Origin of the sequence: Acidovorax sp. JMULE5, assembly GCF_013376875.1 — a bacterium.
GTDB lineage: Bacteria > Pseudomonadota > Gammaproteobacteria > Burkholderiales > Burkholderiaceae_C > Acidovorax > Acidovorax facilis.
On the sequence record NZ_CP035951.1, the window covers coordinates 3570875 to 3585760 of the forward strand.

The window sequence follows — 14886 nt, forward strand, 5'->3', positions numbered from 1 at the left end:
GACCGTAGCGGCCTTAGACGGCCAGGCGCTTGCGGCCCTTGGCGCGGCGTGCGTTGATAACGGCACGGCCGCCGCGGGTCTTCATGCGGACGAGGAAACCGTGGGTGCGCGCGCGGCGCGTCTTGGAGGGCTGATAAGTACGTTTCATGGTGCTATTCCTTGAGGTTCAGTTCCGGACTGCTGCTCTTGAACCCCCTGCAATCTGCGCAGCCACGCCCTGTACAACAGGACTTTGGCGGCAGATCCACGGGGCAGAAATAACGGCGCGCCGGGTCAAATCACCCTGAACACATTCAGGGAAACCCGAGATTATCGCAGGCTAGCCAGCTGCTGGCAATGCCTTTTGGCTGGCAGGCCTATCTCCGGATCACGTTTCGGCTTGTTTTATCGCGGTTTATCGCGGGTTCACGGCAACTACAGCTGTGGTTTTCAATGGGTGCACGCCAGCACAACAGCGCCCCCTGAACGACTATCAACACCTCTGACCACCGCAGTTTTCAAATTGTGGATAACTATTTGACAAGCTACAATCCGCCGCCCAGCCCCGTTCCTCCTATCCACAACAAGAATCCCCCTGAAATGATCGAGGAACCCTCCCGCAGCCCCCAACATTCACCCGGTGCAGATGCCGGCCAGGGCCTGTGGCAAGCCTGCGTAGAGCAACTGGCGCAAGACCTGCCCGAGCAGCAGTTCAACACCTGGATCAAACCCCTGATCGCCCAGGTGGCCGAAGACTTCTCCAAGGTCACAGTGCTGGTGGGCAACCGGTTCAAGCTCGACTGGATCCGGGCACAGTATGCGGGCCGCATCGCCGCATTGCTCGAAGGCCTGTATGGCCAGCCCGTCACCCTGGAGTTAGCGCTCGCTCAGCGGGAATCCGTTGTACGCACTTACGCACGACCCGCAGCGTCTGAACCATCGAACACCGCAACGCAGTCCGAACCGCAATCGAGCCACAGCGATGAAGCCTCAGCGGGCGCCTTCCGCAACCGGCTCAATGCAGGCCTCACATTTGAGACGCTGGTGGAAGGCACGGCCAACCGCATGGCGCGCTCGGCCGCCATGCACGTGGCGGGCATGCCCGGCCACCTGTATAACCCGCTGTTTATCTATGGCGGCGTGGGTCTGGGCAAGACCCACCTGGTGCACGCTGTTGGCAACCGCCTGCTGCAGGACAAGCCCGACGCCAAAGTTCTCTACATCCATGCCGAGCAGTTTGTGTCGGATGTGGTTAAGGCCTACCAGCGCCGCACCTTTGATGAATTCAAGGAGCGCTACCATTCGCTCGACCTGCTGCTGATCGACGATGTGCAGTTCTTCGCCAACAAGGACCGCACGCAGGAAGAATTCTTCAACGCGTTCGAAGCCTTGCTGGCCAAGAAGTCTCACATCGTGATGACGTCGGACACGTATCCGAAAGGCCTGGCCAACATCCACGAGCGGCTGGTGTCGCGTTTTGATTCGGGCCTGACGGTGGCCATCGAGCCACCCGAGCTGGAAATGCGCGTGGCGATTCTGATCAACAAGGCGCGCGTCGAAGGCACCGAGATGCCCGAAGAAGTGGCCTTTTTCGTGGCCAAGAACGTGCGCTCCAACGTGCGCGAGCTCGAAGGCGCGCTGCGCAAGATCCTGGCGTATTCGCGCTTCAACCAGAAGGAAATTTCGATCCAGCTGGCACGCGAAGCCCTCAGAGATCTGCTGTCGATCCAGAACCGACAAATTTCTGTGGAAAACATCCAGAAGACGGTGGCTGACTACTACAAGATCAAAGTCGCCGACATGTACAGCAAGAAGCGCCCGGCCAGCATTGCCCGGCCGCGCCAGATTGCGATGTACCTGGCCAAGGAACTGACGCAAAAGAGTCTTCCCGAGATCGGAGAATTGTTTGGTGGGCGCGACCACACCACCGTTTTGCATGCCGTGCGCAAGATTTCGGGCGAGCGCCAGCAGCTGACCGAGTTGAACCAGCAGTTGCATGTGCTGGAACAGACCCTGAAAGGCTGATAACCGGTGGGAGAGACCCCGAAAAGAACCCGCCCGGTAAACGGGCAAAATGGCGGGTTATACAGCAGGGGGAGGCACGACCTGTGCCGCTGTCCACGCACCGTCCCAAAAACCACAAGAGGTTGAAGACATGATCGTCCTGAAGGCAACACAAGACAAGGTTCTCGCGGTTCTGCAATCCGTGGCTGGCATCGTGGAGCGCCGCCACACGCTGCCCATCCTGGCCAATGTGCTGATCCGCAAGACGGGCAATGCCCTGCAGCTGACGACCAGCGACCTCGAAATCCAGATCCGCACCACGGCCGAGCTGGGCGGCGACACCGGCGACTTCACCACCACCGTGGGCGCGCGCAAGCTCATTGACATCCTGCGCACCATGCCCGGCGACCAGACCGTGAGCCTCGAATCGGCCCAGTCCAAGCTCATCCTGAAAGGCGGCAAGAGCCGCTTCACGCTGCAAAGCCTGCCAGCCGAAGACTTCCCGCTGGTGCAAGAGTCTGCCGCCTTCGGCCCCGTGTTCGCCGTGCCGCAAAAGACGCTGAAAGATCTGCTCGGTCAGGTGTCGTTTGCCATGGCGGTGCAGGACATCCGCTACTACCTCAACGGCATCCTGTTCGTGGCTGAGGGCAAGCAACTGTCCCTGGTGGCCACCGACGGCCACCGCCTGGCTTTTGCCAGCGCCACGCTGGATGTGGAAGTGCCCAAGCAGGAAGTCATCCTGCCGCGCAAGACCGTGATCGAGTTGCAGCGTTTGCTCAGCGATGCGGGCGGCGAGAACCAGCCCCACATCGAGATGCAGTTCGCCAACAACCAGGCCAAGTTCACCTTTGGCGGCATGGAGTTCGTCACCAAGCTGGTCGAGGGCAAGTTCCCCGACTACAACCGCGTGATCCCCAAGAACCACAAGAACAGCATCACCCTGGGCCGCGCCCCGCTGCTGGCCAGCCTGCAGCGCACGGCCATCATGACCAGCGACAAGTTCAAGGGGGTGCGCCTGAACCTGGAGCCCGGCACCCTGCGTGTGGCGTCGAACAACGCCGAGCAGGAAGAGGCCGTGGATGAGCTCGACATCGACTACGGTGGCGACACCATCGAGATCGGCTTCAACGTGACCTACCTCATCGACGCCCTGGCCAACATGGGCCAGGACATGGTGAAGGTGGAGCTTTCGGACGGCAACAGCTCTGCGCTGCTGACCATCCCCGAGAACGACAGCTTCAAGTACGTGGTCATGCCAATGCGCATTTGAGGCGGCCCCCGCCCTGCTGCACAGCCTGACCACGACCACTACCGTTTTGATAGCTGCTAGCGCTTATTGGATAAGCGCCAGAGCCCAATTTGACCCATATTGACACATTGGAAACCCCGGTTTCCACGGATCCCAAGGCCCACCATGACCGTTGACAACATCCCCTCCGAGCCCGAAGACACCGGCGTCTCCGGCCATGTTGAGCCCACCCTCGCCAAGATCGACACCAACCAAGCCGGGGCCAGCGAAAGCTACGGCGAAGGCGCCATCACCATCCTCGAAGGCCTGGAGGCCGTGCGCAAGCGCCCCGGCATGTACATCGGCGATACCAGCGACGGCACCGGCCTGCACCACCTGGTGTTCGAGGTGGTCGACAACTCCATCGACGAAGCCCTGGCCGGCCACTGCGACGACATCGTCGTCACCATCCATTCCGACAACTCCATCAGCGTCACTGACAACGGCCGGGGTATTCCGACCGGCGTGAAGATGGACGACAAGCACGAGCCCAAGCGCTCGGCCGCCGAGATCGCACTGACCGAACTGCACGCGGGCGGCAAGTTCAACCAGAACAGCTACAAGGTCTCGGGCGGCCTGCACGGCGTGGGCGTGAGCTGCGTGAACGCACTCAGCAAGATGCTTCGCCTGACCGTGCGCCGCGAAGGCAAGGTGCACGCGCTGGAGTTCAGCAAGGGCTTTGTGCAAAACCGCATCGTGCAGACGGTGGACGGCGTGGAGGTTTCGCCCATGCAGGTGCTGGGTGACACCGACAAGCGCGGCACCGAAGTGCACTTTCTGCCCGACACCGAGATCTTCAAAGAGAACAACGACTTCCACTACGAGATCCTGGCCAAGCGCCTGCGCGAACTCTCGTTCTTGAACAACGGCGTGCGCATTCGCCTCAAAGACGAGCGCAGCGGCAAAGAAGACGACTTCTCGGGCGCCGGCGGAGTACGCGGCTTTGTGGAGTTCATTAACAAGGGCAAGACCGTCCTGCACCCCACCTCGTTCTACGCAGCCGGTGAACGCCCGGCCGAGACGTATGGCGGCATCCCCGGCACGCACATTGGCGTGGAAGTGGCCATGCAGTGGAACAGCGCCTACAGCGAACAAGTGCTCTGCTTTACCAACAACATCCCCCAGCGTGACGGCGGCACCCACCTCACCGGCCTGCGCGCCGCGATGACCCGCGTCATCAACAAGTACATCGAAGAAAACGAGTTCGCCAAGAAGGCCAAGGTCGAAGTGACCGGCGACGACATGCGCGAAGGCCTGTGCTGCGTGTTGAGCGTGAAGGTGCCCGAACCCAAGTTCAGCAGCCAGACCAAGGACAAGCTGGTGTCGAGCGAAGTGCGCGCCCCCGTCGAAGACATCGTGGGCAAGCTGCTGACCGACTACCTGCAAGAGCGCCCCGCCGACGCCAAGATCATCTGCGGCAAGATCGTGGAAGCCGCCCGCGCCCGCGAAGCCGCCCGCAAGGCTCGCGAAATGACCCGCCGCAAGGGCGTGCTCGACGGCATGGGCCTGCCCGGCAAGCTGGCCGACTGCCAGGAAAAAGACCCCGCCCTGTGCGAAATCTACATCGTCGAGGGTGACTCCGCCGGAGGCTCTGCCAAGCAAGGCCGCGACCGCAAGTTCCAGGCCATCCTGCCCCTGCGCGGCAAGATCCTGAACGTGGAAAAGGCCCGCTACGAAAAGCTGCTGACCAGCAACGAAATCCTCACGCTGATCACGGCCCTGGGCACCGGCATCGGCAAGGCCGGTGGCACGACGGGTGGCGACGACTTTGATGTCGCCAAGCTGCGCTACCACCGCATCATCATCATGACCGACGCCGACGTGGACGGCGCCCACATCCGCACCCTGCTGCTCACCTTCTTCTACCGCCAGATGCCCGAGCTGGTGGAGCGCGGCCACATCTACATTGCCCAGCCACCGCTGTACAAGGTCAAGGCCGGCAAGGAAGAGCTGTACCTGAAGGACGCCCCCGCGCTCGATGGCTTCCTGCTGCGCATTGCGCTCAACCACGCCAGCGTGACCACCGGCGGCGCCAACCCGCAAACGCTAACTGGCGACACCCTGGCCGAACTGGCGCGCAAGCACCAGATCGCTGAAAGCGTCATCGCCCGCCTCGGCAACTTCATGGACGCCGAAGCCCTGCGCGCCATTGCCGACGGCGTGAGCTTGAAGCTCGACACCGTGGCCGACGCTGAAGCCAGCGCCGTGGCCCTGCAGGCCAAGCTGCGCGAACTGAACACCACCGGCGCCCCCGCCGAAGTGGCTGGCGAATTCGACGTGCGCACCGACAAACCCCTGCTGCGCATCAGCCGCCGCCACCACGGCAACATCAAGAGCAGCGTCATCACGCAAGACTTCGTGCACGGCGCCGACTACGCCGCCCTGGCCGAAGCCGCTGAGACCTTCCGCGGCCTGCTGGGCGAGGGCGCCAAGGCCCTGCGCGGCGAAGGCGAAAAGCAGAAGGAAGAAAAGGTCGGCGACTTCCGCCAGGCCATGAAGTGGCTGATCAGCGAAGCCGAACGCAGCACATCCCGCCAGCGCTACAAGGGCCTGGGCGAGATGAACCCCGAGCAGCTGTGGGAAACCACGATGGACCCCAACGTGCGCCGCCTGCTGCGCGTGCAGATCGACGATGCGATCGAGGCGGACCGCGTGTTCACGATGCTGATGGGCGATGAGGTGGAGCCGCGCCGGGACTTCATTGAGACAAATGCGCTGCGGGCGGGGAATATCGACGTTTGATATTGCGGTATCCCCTTGAGCGGAGGGGCCTGATGGCAGTTAAGCAGCCATTTCGGTCATCGCAACAAGCTTGCAAGAAGAATTTCAATGGCAGCTCCAACCGCAATCAAACGAAAAATAGCCCGGCTTCGATCCGGACAGCCGCCACGCTTCATTGATTTGTTTTCGGGATGTGGGGGGATCTCACTCGGCTTCACGACTGCAGGCTTCGAGCCAATCGCTTCGGTAGAGCTGGATCCGCGAGCTGCGGAGTCACACGGCGCGAACTTTGCCCACCTAAGTCACGGCAAAAATTCTGAAGCGCATTTTGTGGCGCGCAACGTCACCGAAGAGCGGCCGGTCGACATCTTCAAAGACATCGGGTTGTCCGGTGCGACCGATGAGCAGGTGGACGTGCTAGTCGGCGGACCTCCATGCCAAGCCTTCACCCGTGTCGGTCGAGCGAAGCTGCGGCACGAGGCCCGACGTCGCGAGGAAGTAGCTGCGGAGTCAGCATTCCTAGTGGATGGTCGGGTGAACTTGTGGCAACACTATCTCGCTTACGTGCGGGATACCAAGCCACTGGCTCTTCTGATGGAAAACGTCCCGGACATTCTGAACCACGGCGGAACAAACGTCGCGGAGATGGTGGCCGAAGAGTTGCGGCGAGAAGGGTACGACGTCCGGTACACGCTACTGAACGCTGCTTGGTATGGGGTGCCCCAGACCCGGGAGCGGATGTTCCTCATCGGTATCCATCGTGAACTTGAGGGGGAGATCCGGTTCCCCGATCCAACCCACTTCGCAATTCTTCCGCCCGGATATGAGGGCACGCGCGCGACTGCCCGGAAGTTCATTCCACAGAAGGGACTGGAGCTCGACCATGAACATGGTCACCACTGGGTTGACGATCCCAGGCCAGATGCAGGTCTGCCCGGGGCAACGACTGCAATGGATGCATTGGCAGACCTGCCTGCCATCCGTGCGTTGGAGCTTCTGGCGGAGGGCAAGATCCGCCGGGGTGCCAAGGATCCGGCGGAGCCTGTGGGCTACACCAGCACAAGTCCGTCGACGAAGTGGTCATGCTTGATGCGGAGATGGCCTGGCTTCGCCACCACCGATCAGACCAGCGGCCATGTGATCCGTTATCTGCCCCGGGATTACAAAATCTTCCGGGCGATGGAAGAGGGGTGGCAATACCCCGCGGTCTGGGGCTTTGTAGAGGACAAGCGACAACTACTGCTTGAGGGACTGCTCCGCCAGAAGCCAAGCGCCGCGCGCAAAGCGATGGAAGAGGAGATCATCAAGGCCTGGACGCTCCCATATGACCCGAAGAAGTTTCCTAACAAATGGTGGAAGCTGGTGCATGACAAGCCAGTTCGCACACTGATGGCCCATCTCGGCAAGGATTCGTACAGCCACATCCATTTCGACAGCGAGCAGGCTAGGCCTATTTCGATCCGTGAGGCGGCAAGATTGCAATCTTTCCCGGACGGATTCATGTTCCGCGGATCTATGAATGCCGCTTTCAAGCAGGTAGGCAATGCCGTTCCTCCGCTCATGGCCTATGCAGTTGCCAGGGAAATCCGCAAGTCGATCGGCTGCCAGACGTTACCTGACATGAGGGAAGAGTTGTTGGGCCTGAAGAGCCAACCTCCAAAGTAAACGGACTAGAGGGAGGGAGCAAAAATGAAATTCCTGATCCTGCGGATGTTGACCCGAAGCGAACTCGGGATGTTCCACGAGTTCCGCAGACTCGGCAAGGAAGGCTCCAAGCAGCGAGCTGTCAACTTCGATGGAGAGGTGGTGGACCGGGTCTTTCCGGCGGCCAGGGATGCAGATGAAATCCGTATGGAACTACGCTATGCGACGGACGACGGCACATCGGTGGCAAGCCAGTGGCTAAAGAGGCAGGCCAAAAATTGGCGCCTCGAAGGCAACTGCCCCAAAGACAAGATTTATTCGTTCGTTGACCCAGATTGCCTTTTCGCGATGGAAGTTGATTCAGGAACGAGTCCGGCGACTGGCTCCTGGACAGTGTTCGCAGCTGACGATCCGACCACAAAGGCGATTCTGTCCAATGCTGAGAGTGCAGGCCTAGCTGGCGCGTCGATGATCGCGCTTCATGATGAAGAGGGAGCACAGATCAGGTCGTTGCTCAACGCAGGCAGCCCTGAACTTTTTCCCCGTATCGGGGAGCGTATCGGCAAGAGCAACAAGGAAAGGAAGTCCTCCATGCGGAATGCAGTAACGGACAATGGCAGGTTGCAGTTGCCGCCTGACCCCACGAGGCTGGCCGACATCCTGGGCAGTGTCGGGCACACGATGCCTGCCGCGGTGGCGGATCTCGTAGACAACTCGATCACCCATGATGCAACACGCATCGACATCACCTTCGGCCGGCCTGATGGTGGGCATGGACGATGGATGGCGATTGCCGACAACGGCTCCGGCATGAACGAGGAGCGTCTCGCGGAAGCGATGAGGATCGGCGGCCAGTCCGACTATTCCGAGGATTCCTTGGGCAAGTATGGCTTTGGTCTTAAGGGCGCGTCCTGGTCACAGACCAGGATCTTCACCGTCGTGACCAAGGAGGAGGGGCAACCTGCCATTCACATGACTTGGGATGCCCATGACATGGGCGACTGGGAAGTCAAGCGCGAGCAGCTGGAGCCGTGGGAGGAAGAGGCCACCAAACTCAAGAGTCGCGGCACGGTCGTCCTGTGGAAGGACATGAAGCCCCCGCAATCGATAGTCGCTTTGAAAGGGCTGGATCCGTATTCATCCGAAGTTGCCGCCCTCGAACGGCATCTCGGGCTAGTGTTCCATCGCTTTCTCGAAGGCAAGGTGTCAGGTCGCAAGAGGATCGTGATCACGATCAACAACGTACCGGTCACCGCCAACAATCCCGTCGGACACCCGCTCGTCACCCCCTATGACCTCAAGTCCGTAAAAATACCGACAGAATCAAGCGAGGGGCGAGTCCAGGTCCAGGCGTTTCTGCTTCCAACCGAAGATGAGATCGCAACGCACCACAGCGCAGAGGGACCAGAGGCCACACGGCTTGCGCTCGATCGAATTGGTCTCTACGGCAAGCGCAACGAGTCCCAAGGCCTCTACATCTATCGTCACGGCCGCCTCATCAAGTGGGGTGGCTGGGCGCAAATGTGGGAGACCAACGATGAGAAGACGAAGTTAGCTCGCGTGGTCGTCGATTTCGACAAGACTCTCGATGACGTCTTCAAGATCAACATCAGCAAACAGACGGTCCAGCTTCCCCAGCAGTTGCAGGCGGAAATCAAGAAGCTTGCGGATATTGCCCGCAAAGACAGCCAAAAGAAGTACCGTCGTCCGCGGCAGCCAGAACCGCAGTCGCAGCGTGGCCCGGCTCAGGGAAAGGGGGCGACGGGGACTGCAGCACCAACGGCCAGTAGCGGGGCCGGCAAAGGTGCTTCGGGTGAAGGCAAGGCCGATAAGACCGGGAACGCTTCAACGCCCAAGGTGGCCATCAGAAGAGTCAAGACAGAGAAGTTCCTCTGGAAGGTGTCTACCGGGCTCACGGGCGGGCTGGAGGTGCAGGTCAGCGAGTTTGACCCAGCCCTCGGCGAACTGATCGAGGAGATCGGAGGGAACCAGCAAGCCATAGCAAGCCTCGCGCGGTTCCTGGACCGGCTCGACACGGTTGACGCGCAGCGGGCCCTGCTCGCCCAGGGCGCGACACCCTCGACCAAAGTCGGCTGATGTCTTCGTCCGTTCGCATCGTCGGGCGTCCATCGCCGGTTCCTCGGTGGACCGACAAGCTGGCCGATCGGTGGGAGCGCTGGTCTGCATTGGCGACCTACCTGCGGGAGGTTCAACAATGGCAAATGGTACAGGTCGAATCTGTTGCCAGCGAGTCGTTGCGAATTCTGTCTCTACTTCCCGATCCCTCCGTGGCCGATGCGTTCCAGGGCAGAGGACTCGTCGTGGGCTATGTGCAGAGTGGCAAGACCGCCAACTACACAGCAGTGGCCGCGCGGGCGGCCGACGCCGGGTACAGGATGGTGATCGTCCTGTCCGGTATCCACGACTCGCTGCGAAACCAGACGCAGCGCCGCCTGGAGCGCGAGCTCGTTCACAGCCCGGAGCACTCTGACGCGACGGGGTTGAACCAGCCATGGCTGACCCTCACCTCTTCAACGGAGGACTTCAAGGAGCCACCACTTGAATGGCTCGATCAGAAGGCGACCTTTCTGGCGATCGTCAAGAAGAACACCTCGGTGCTGCAAAAGCTGGATGCGTGGCTGGCCGAAGCCGCGCTCAGGCTTGACAGCATTCCGCTACTCGTCATCGACGACGAGGCTGACCAAGCCTCCATCAACACGAAGGGCAACAGACCTGTTGATCCCGCAATGGAGGACGATGCGGGCGACGAAGATTCAGGCACCAAGCCATCACCGACAAACGACCTCATCCGGTCGATCCTTGCGCGTGCTCCGAAGGCAAGCTACGTGGCGTACACGGCGACGCCCTTTGCCAACCTGCTGATCAACCCGGAAGCCGTCGACAGACGTGTGGGGGCAGATTTGTTTCCAAAGGACTTCGTCGTGCAGTTGCCCCGTCCTCAGGGGTATACCGGCACCGAGGAGTTGTTCGGCGTGTCTGCTCAAGGGCGCAAGGTTCTGAACATCGTCCCGCCCGGCGACGTGGCCATGCTAAAAGCCAAACGCAAACGTCAGGCCAAAGAAGTGGTGATCGGTCTGGATCCTGCGCCGGGGATTCCGGAGTCCCTCGTCGACGCGGTCCTGACGTTCTGCTTGGCCGTGGCGGTTCGGAAGGCGCGAGGGATGGCGGGACAGGCCAACACGATGCTCGTGCATGTGAGTCAGCTGACTACGGACCAGGAACGCGTGGCTCATGCGCTCGAAGAGCAAGTCGCTCTCTGGTGCGATGCCACCCGGCAAGGTCAGGATATCGAGTTACTACTCTTCGCGCCGATATGGAGCGAGATGAAGATTGGCATGACCTCGGTGCCTGACGACGCGTCGGTGCTGAGAGAGGCCGTTCGCATACTGCATAGCTTGGTTGTGGTTCGCCTCAACAGCGTCGCAGGTGAAGATCTCGAATACGACACGAAGCCCGGCCGACACATCATCGCAGTTGGTGGAAATCGCCTGTCCCGAGGGCTGACGCTTGAAGGTTTGACGGTCTCCTACTTCCTACGAACTGCGAGCATGTGCGACACGCTGCTACAGATGGCGCGCTGGTATGGATTCCGGCTCGGGTATGAGGATCTGATCCGGATTTGGACTACGGATGGCATCGCAAGCTGGTTTTCGGAACTTGCATTGGTCGAGCAGTCCCTGCGCGACTCCATCATTGCCCTCGCGCGTGCAGGACGCAGGCCGGATCAGATGGCCATACGTCTCAGAGCTCACAGCAAACTTCTCCTCACCGCGCGGAACAAGGCTACAACTGCCGCCGCCAATATCGACTCCTGGTCGGGCGAGCATCCCCAGACCGTTCTCCTTCCGCTGTCTGACTCATCACGTCTGCGGCGCAACTTCGTGGTGACGGAGCAACTCGTGCGCGACGTTGGCGGGTTGCGTCCGGTTGTCGGTGGTCTGCTCGCGCGAGATGTGCAACCGGAGATCGTCATTGCCTTCCTGCGCGACTACCAAGGTCATGATGATGCCGTAGCGTTTCGCGCGGATCTGATTGCCGATTGGATTGCCGAACGTTGCGCGGCCGACGAGTTGACCGACTGGTCAGTCTTCGTTGCATCGCCGTCCGCTGGCCGAACTCAATCTGTGGGTGGATTGGAAATCGGCCTAGTCAAGCGGCGGAGGGTCGGGACAGAGAGCATCGGGATTCTTTTGGATCCTGCTCACGAAGGAGTTGATCTGCCGGGCGGCGCATCCACCTATCGACGTCCGTCAGGTGAATATGACGCTGAGGCGATGCGGTCTGCTAGACCTCCAACGCAGGGCTTGTTGATCGTCTACCCGCTGGATCCTGACTACATGGGGCTGGATAGCTCAACCCCAGTGATCGCCCTTGCCCTGAGTTTGCCGCAGACCTCGGATGTGGCCACAAAGTGGATCGTGAACAGCATGGTGGCAAATGGTTGACATTCTCACCGCCAAGCATTGGAGCGATCTGAGGCAATCGCGGCCGGTGTCTGATGACGCGCTGGCACTTGCATCCGTGGAAGTAGCCGGGGTGCAGACGGGACTCTCGATCGGCATGGATAGTCGCGGCTGGCTGCATCTACTGGTGCCATGCGAGGAAGGGGCACCCAGCCAGCCAGTGCCTGACCTCAACTGTCTCAGGGTTCGTCAACGGACGCTTGATGATGGCGCTTTCATCGAGCTGTCGGCCCCGCCATCGCACGAACGTGTCTTCACACCGTTCTGCAGAGACATTATCTCCGCAGTGTGCGAGGAGGGTAGAGAGCCCTGGCGTGCGTTGCCCGCGATTGTTCGCACATGGCAATCTGCCTGGAAGCCCGTGCGACCGGAGATGGACAAGTCCACGCAGGTCGGACTTTTCGGTGAGCTGGTCGTCCTACGCTATCTGCTCATCCCGGCAATGGGCCCAGGCGCGGTGGAGAGCTGGAGCGGCCCTGAGTACGAGCGCCACGACTTCGTACTCGACCACCTGCACATCGAGGTCAAGACGACCAGGAAGAGTCGGCCTGAACATGAGATTTCACGGCTTGACCAATTGCATGTTCCCGCAGGTAAGAAACTGCTCCTTGTCTCGATCCAGCTTGAGGAGACTGCATTCGGCAGGGAGACGCTGGCCACTCAGCTTGATGCTGTCATCGATGAGCTGCGTGGCAATGCGGCAGCGCTGGACAGCTTCATGGCCAAGATGGTGAACGTGGGCTGGAGCGACGACATTCGGACAGCAGGAGAGCTGATGCGCTTCGAGCTGCGGGACAGTGGCATCTATCCGGTTGACGAGGGCTTTCCGCGCCTGCCGGAGTCGTTTATCCCTCCATCGGGAGTGGTCGCGCTGCGATACACGATCGACCTAGCCAACCTTCCATCCATCGGCATGGAGGAAGCCATCCAGCGGGTTCAGACCTCGCACGTCATTTGACGACTATCTGAAGCACTGGTAGCCCAATGGTGGACATCGTCAGCCCAGAAAAGCGATCCTCGATGATGCGGCGAATTCGAGGGCGGAACACGCAGGCCGAGTTGACGGTCCGTAGTTATCTGCACCGAGCCGGCTTGAGGTTCAAGGTCAACGATCGATCTCTCCCCGGCAGCCCAGATCTCGTATTCCCTAAGTATCGATGTGTCGTCTTTGTTCATGGTTGCTTCTGGCATCGCCACCAAGGCTGCAGGTTGTCTGCAACGCCCACCACCAGAGTCGATTTTTGGAGCTCGAAGTTCGCTGCAAACGTTGCGCGTGACCAAAAGGCAAACGCATCTCTGCTAGCTCTTGGATGGCGGACCTTCACCATTTGGGAGTGTGAAGTCCACGATCTCGAAGTCCTTGACGCCTTGTTCTGGAAAGTGGTCAGTGGATAGTCGTTTGTTGCCGTAAGTTGACCCGCCCAGGATAGATCGATTGGCAGCCTTCGAATGATTTGCTTTGCAACAGCTTTTATCCGATAGCCGGACCGGGGTAATCCTGAAATTCGTACCCGCTCAGAGCGCCAGCTGGGAAGGTCTTACGCAGGACAGGTCTTGCGGTTTGCGCAATCCGACGAGCCTAAGAGTTGTCTACACCGAACCGCGCCGGTATGCGCTTGCACCGCAGGTAGAGGCAGTGCTATTGACCGCTCTATTGGAGTGACGGCATGACGGCCCGGATTTCAGCTGAGGGGCTGGCACAATCCCACCCCCATGCGCTCCCCTATCGCCATCGTTGACGTAGACCGCCTCGACACCTGGACCCGCTACCGCGCAGGCCTGTGCGACACCTGCGCGGCCAACTGCTGCACGATGCCGCTGGAAGTGCAGTTGCCCGACCTGGTGCGGCTTGAGCTGGTAGACCCGTTCGAGGCCGAGCATGAAGAGCTGCGGCACATTGCCAAGCGGCTGCTCAAGGCGCGGTTGATTGACCACTTCAATCACAAGAACGCGATCTTCACGATGGCGCGGCGGGCCAGCGGGGACTGCAATTTTCTGGACCCGAAGACCCGGCTGTGCACGGTGTATGACAAGCGGCCCGAGACGTGCCGGCTGCACCCACAAAAGAAGAGCCCCAAGCCTGGGTACTGTGCTTATGGGGCTCGGGACTTGCAGCGCAAGGGCTGAACGGTCACCAAGACCAATCCGTCGGTTGGTGCAGCAGCGCGGCACCCGACACAGTGCAAGCTGACCAACCTCCCTGCTCCTACACCGTGTCCCTCTGTACAAGGCCTGCCCAAGGCTCCGCAGGCTCTGCCATCACGGCACTTGCACACCGCGCTGCTGGGCAGCCATGCATCATGGACCAGCGGTAGCTGACGCCCTGGACGTGTCCACGGATGAGAAGGTGCCGGGTGATGGTGGAGGCACTGTTGCTGCTGCGGGGGGCGCGCACGCACGGTATCGCCAGCGCACCCGCCTTCGGTGTTGGTTACAGCCCGCCCACCACGGCAGCGCTCGACCAGCGGTGCTGCGTGCGCTGAGCTGCAATGCTGTCGTGGTCGCCTGGCTCCTGGCTCTATCCTGCTGCTGCGGCCTGCACGGGGTGCGCCTTGTGCGCGGTGCGGTGTCCGTTTGATGCGATCCGCATGGTGCGGACCCAGCCCCTCATTGAAGACGTCTAGTGTGGTGTTGCACGCTAGCACTGCAACGGGCACCCATGCCCGCCGCGATGCACGTTTAAGATGGACAGCACGACGCGACGGTGTCCCACACGCCCGAGCGGCGGGGCGTGGTGACATGGGCGGTTCACCCCATTCACCACAA

Annotated in this window: 11 protein-coding genes and 1 pseudogene; 11 read left to right on the forward strand and 1 reads right to left on the reverse strand. The window is 60.7% G+C overall.

The annotated features are described in order from the left end of the window. Positions 1–13: 13 nt before the first annotated feature. Positions 14–148, reverse strand: coding sequence for a 50S ribosomal protein L34 (gene rpmH, locus EXV95_RS16240; RefSeq protein WP_005798102.1), 135 nt, complete (start codon positions 146–148; stop codon positions 14–16). Between the two features lie 431 nt (positions 149–579). Between rpmH and dnaA the strand changes: the two genes are divergently transcribed. The 11 genes and pseudogenes from dnaA to EXV95_RS16290 all read left to right on the forward strand — a co-directional run. After that, the gene (dnaA, locus tag EXV95_RS16245; protein ID WP_121508082.1) at positions 580–2004 is read left to right on the forward strand and encodes a chromosomal replication initiator protein DnaA; all 1425 of its coding nucleotides are present in this window, start codon (positions 580–582) and stop codon (positions 2002–2004) included. 130 nt (positions 2005–2134) lie between these two features. Continuing rightward, positions 2135–3253: a DNA polymerase III subunit beta gene (gene dnaN / locus EXV95_RS16250; RefSeq protein WP_055401227.1), complete on the forward strand. Its 1119-nt coding sequence runs from the start codon at positions 2135–2137 to the stop codon at positions 3251–3253. A 144-nt stretch (positions 3254–3397) separates the two neighbouring features. Then, on the forward strand, positions 3398–6013 hold the full coding sequence (gyrB, locus tag EXV95_RS16255; RefSeq protein ID WP_176887621.1) for a DNA topoisomerase (ATP-hydrolyzing) subunit B: 2616 nt from the start codon (positions 3398–3400) through the stop codon (positions 6011–6013). Positions 6014–6100: 87 nt separating this feature from the next. After that, complete coding sequence (locus EXV95_RS16260) at positions 6101–7657, forward strand: DNA cytosine methyltransferase (RefSeq protein WP_176887622.1); 1557 nt, start codon at positions 6101–6103, stop codon at positions 7655–7657. A gap of 24 nt (positions 7658–7681) precedes the next feature. Beyond that, positions 7682–9733: an ATP-binding protein gene (locus tag EXV95_RS16265; RefSeq protein ID WP_176887623.1), complete on the forward strand. Its 2052-nt coding sequence runs from the start codon at positions 7682–7684 to the stop codon at positions 9731–9733. Next, complete coding sequence (locus EXV95_RS16270; protein ID WP_176887624.1) at positions 9733–12102, forward strand: Z1 domain-containing protein; 2370 nt, start codon at positions 9733–9735, stop codon at positions 12100–12102. The genes EXV95_RS16265 and EXV95_RS16270 overlap by 1 nt, the downstream gene beginning before the upstream one ends. After that, positions 12095–13078 (forward strand): PD-(D/E)XK motif protein, encoded by a 984-nt coding sequence (locus tag EXV95_RS16275; RefSeq protein WP_176887625.1) that lies wholly within the window; start codon positions 12095–12097, stop codon positions 13076–13078. Before EXV95_RS16270 ends, EXV95_RS16275 begins: the two co-directional genes overlap by 8 nt. Before the next feature lie 65 nt (positions 13079–13143). Further along, complete coding sequence (locus EXV95_RS16280; protein ID WP_370460273.1) at positions 13144–13515, forward strand: very short patch repair endonuclease; 372 nt, start codon at positions 13144–13146, stop codon at positions 13513–13515. Between the two features lie 318 nt (positions 13516–13833). Beyond that, positions 13834–14247 carry a YkgJ family cysteine cluster protein gene (locus tag EXV95_RS16285; RefSeq protein ID WP_055401223.1) on the forward strand — a complete coding sequence of 138 codons (414 nt, stop codon included), beginning with the start codon at positions 13834–13836 and terminating at the stop codon, positions 14245–14247. Positions 14248–14477: 230 nt separating this feature from the next. Continuing rightward, positions 14478–14603, forward strand: a complete 126-nt coding sequence (locus EXV95_RS24980) for a hypothetical protein (RefSeq protein ID WP_255484762.1) — start codon at positions 14478–14480, stop codon at positions 14601–14603. Between the two features lie 45 nt (positions 14604–14648). After that, positions 14649–14744: pseudogene (locus EXV95_RS16290) on the forward strand (4Fe-4S binding protein); the annotation flags it as partial. Positions 14745–14886: the final 142 nt, after the last annotated feature.

What these genes read in the sequence shown, in the direction of transcription:
- rpmH (WP_005798102.1), bottom strand. Translation starts at nt 148, where the DNA reads ATGAAACGTACTTATCAGCCCTCCAAGACGCGCCGCGCGCGCACCCAC.
- dnaA (WP_121508082.1), top strand. Translation starts at nt 580, where the DNA reads ATGATCGAGGAACCCTCCCGCAGCCCCCAACATTCACCCGGTGCAGAT.
- dnaN (WP_055401227.1), top strand. Translation starts at nt 2,135, where the DNA reads ATGATCGTCCTGAAGGCAACACAAGACAAGGTTCTCGCGGTTCTGCAA.
- gyrB (WP_176887621.1), top strand. Translation starts at nt 3,398, where the DNA reads ATGACCGTTGACAACATCCCCTCCGAGCCCGAAGACACCGGCGTCTCC.
- EXV95_RS16260 (WP_176887622.1), top strand. Translation starts at nt 6,101, where the DNA reads ATGGCAGCTCCAACCGCAATCAAACGAAAAATAGCCCGGCTTCGATCC.
- EXV95_RS16265 (WP_176887623.1), top strand. Translation starts at nt 7,682, where the DNA reads ATGAAATTCCTGATCCTGCGGATGTTGACCCGAAGCGAACTCGGGATG.
- EXV95_RS16270 (WP_176887624.1), top strand. Translation starts at nt 9,733, where the DNA reads ATGTCTTCGTCCGTTCGCATCGTCGGGCGTCCATCGCCGGTTCCTCGG.
- EXV95_RS16275 (WP_176887625.1), top strand. Translation starts at nt 12,095, where the DNA reads ATGGTTGACATTCTCACCGCCAAGCATTGGAGCGATCTGAGGCAATCG.
- EXV95_RS16280 (WP_370460273.1), top strand. Translation starts at nt 13,144, where the DNA reads ATGCGGCGAATTCGAGGGCGGAACACGCAGGCCGAGTTGACGGTCCGT.
- EXV95_RS16285 (WP_055401223.1), top strand. Translation starts at nt 13,834, where the DNA reads ATGCGCTCCCCTATCGCCATCGTTGACGTAGACCGCCTCGACACCTGG.
- EXV95_RS24980 (WP_255484762.1), top strand. Translation starts at nt 14,478, where the DNA reads ATGGTGGAGGCACTGTTGCTGCTGCGGGGGGCGCGCACGCACGGTATC.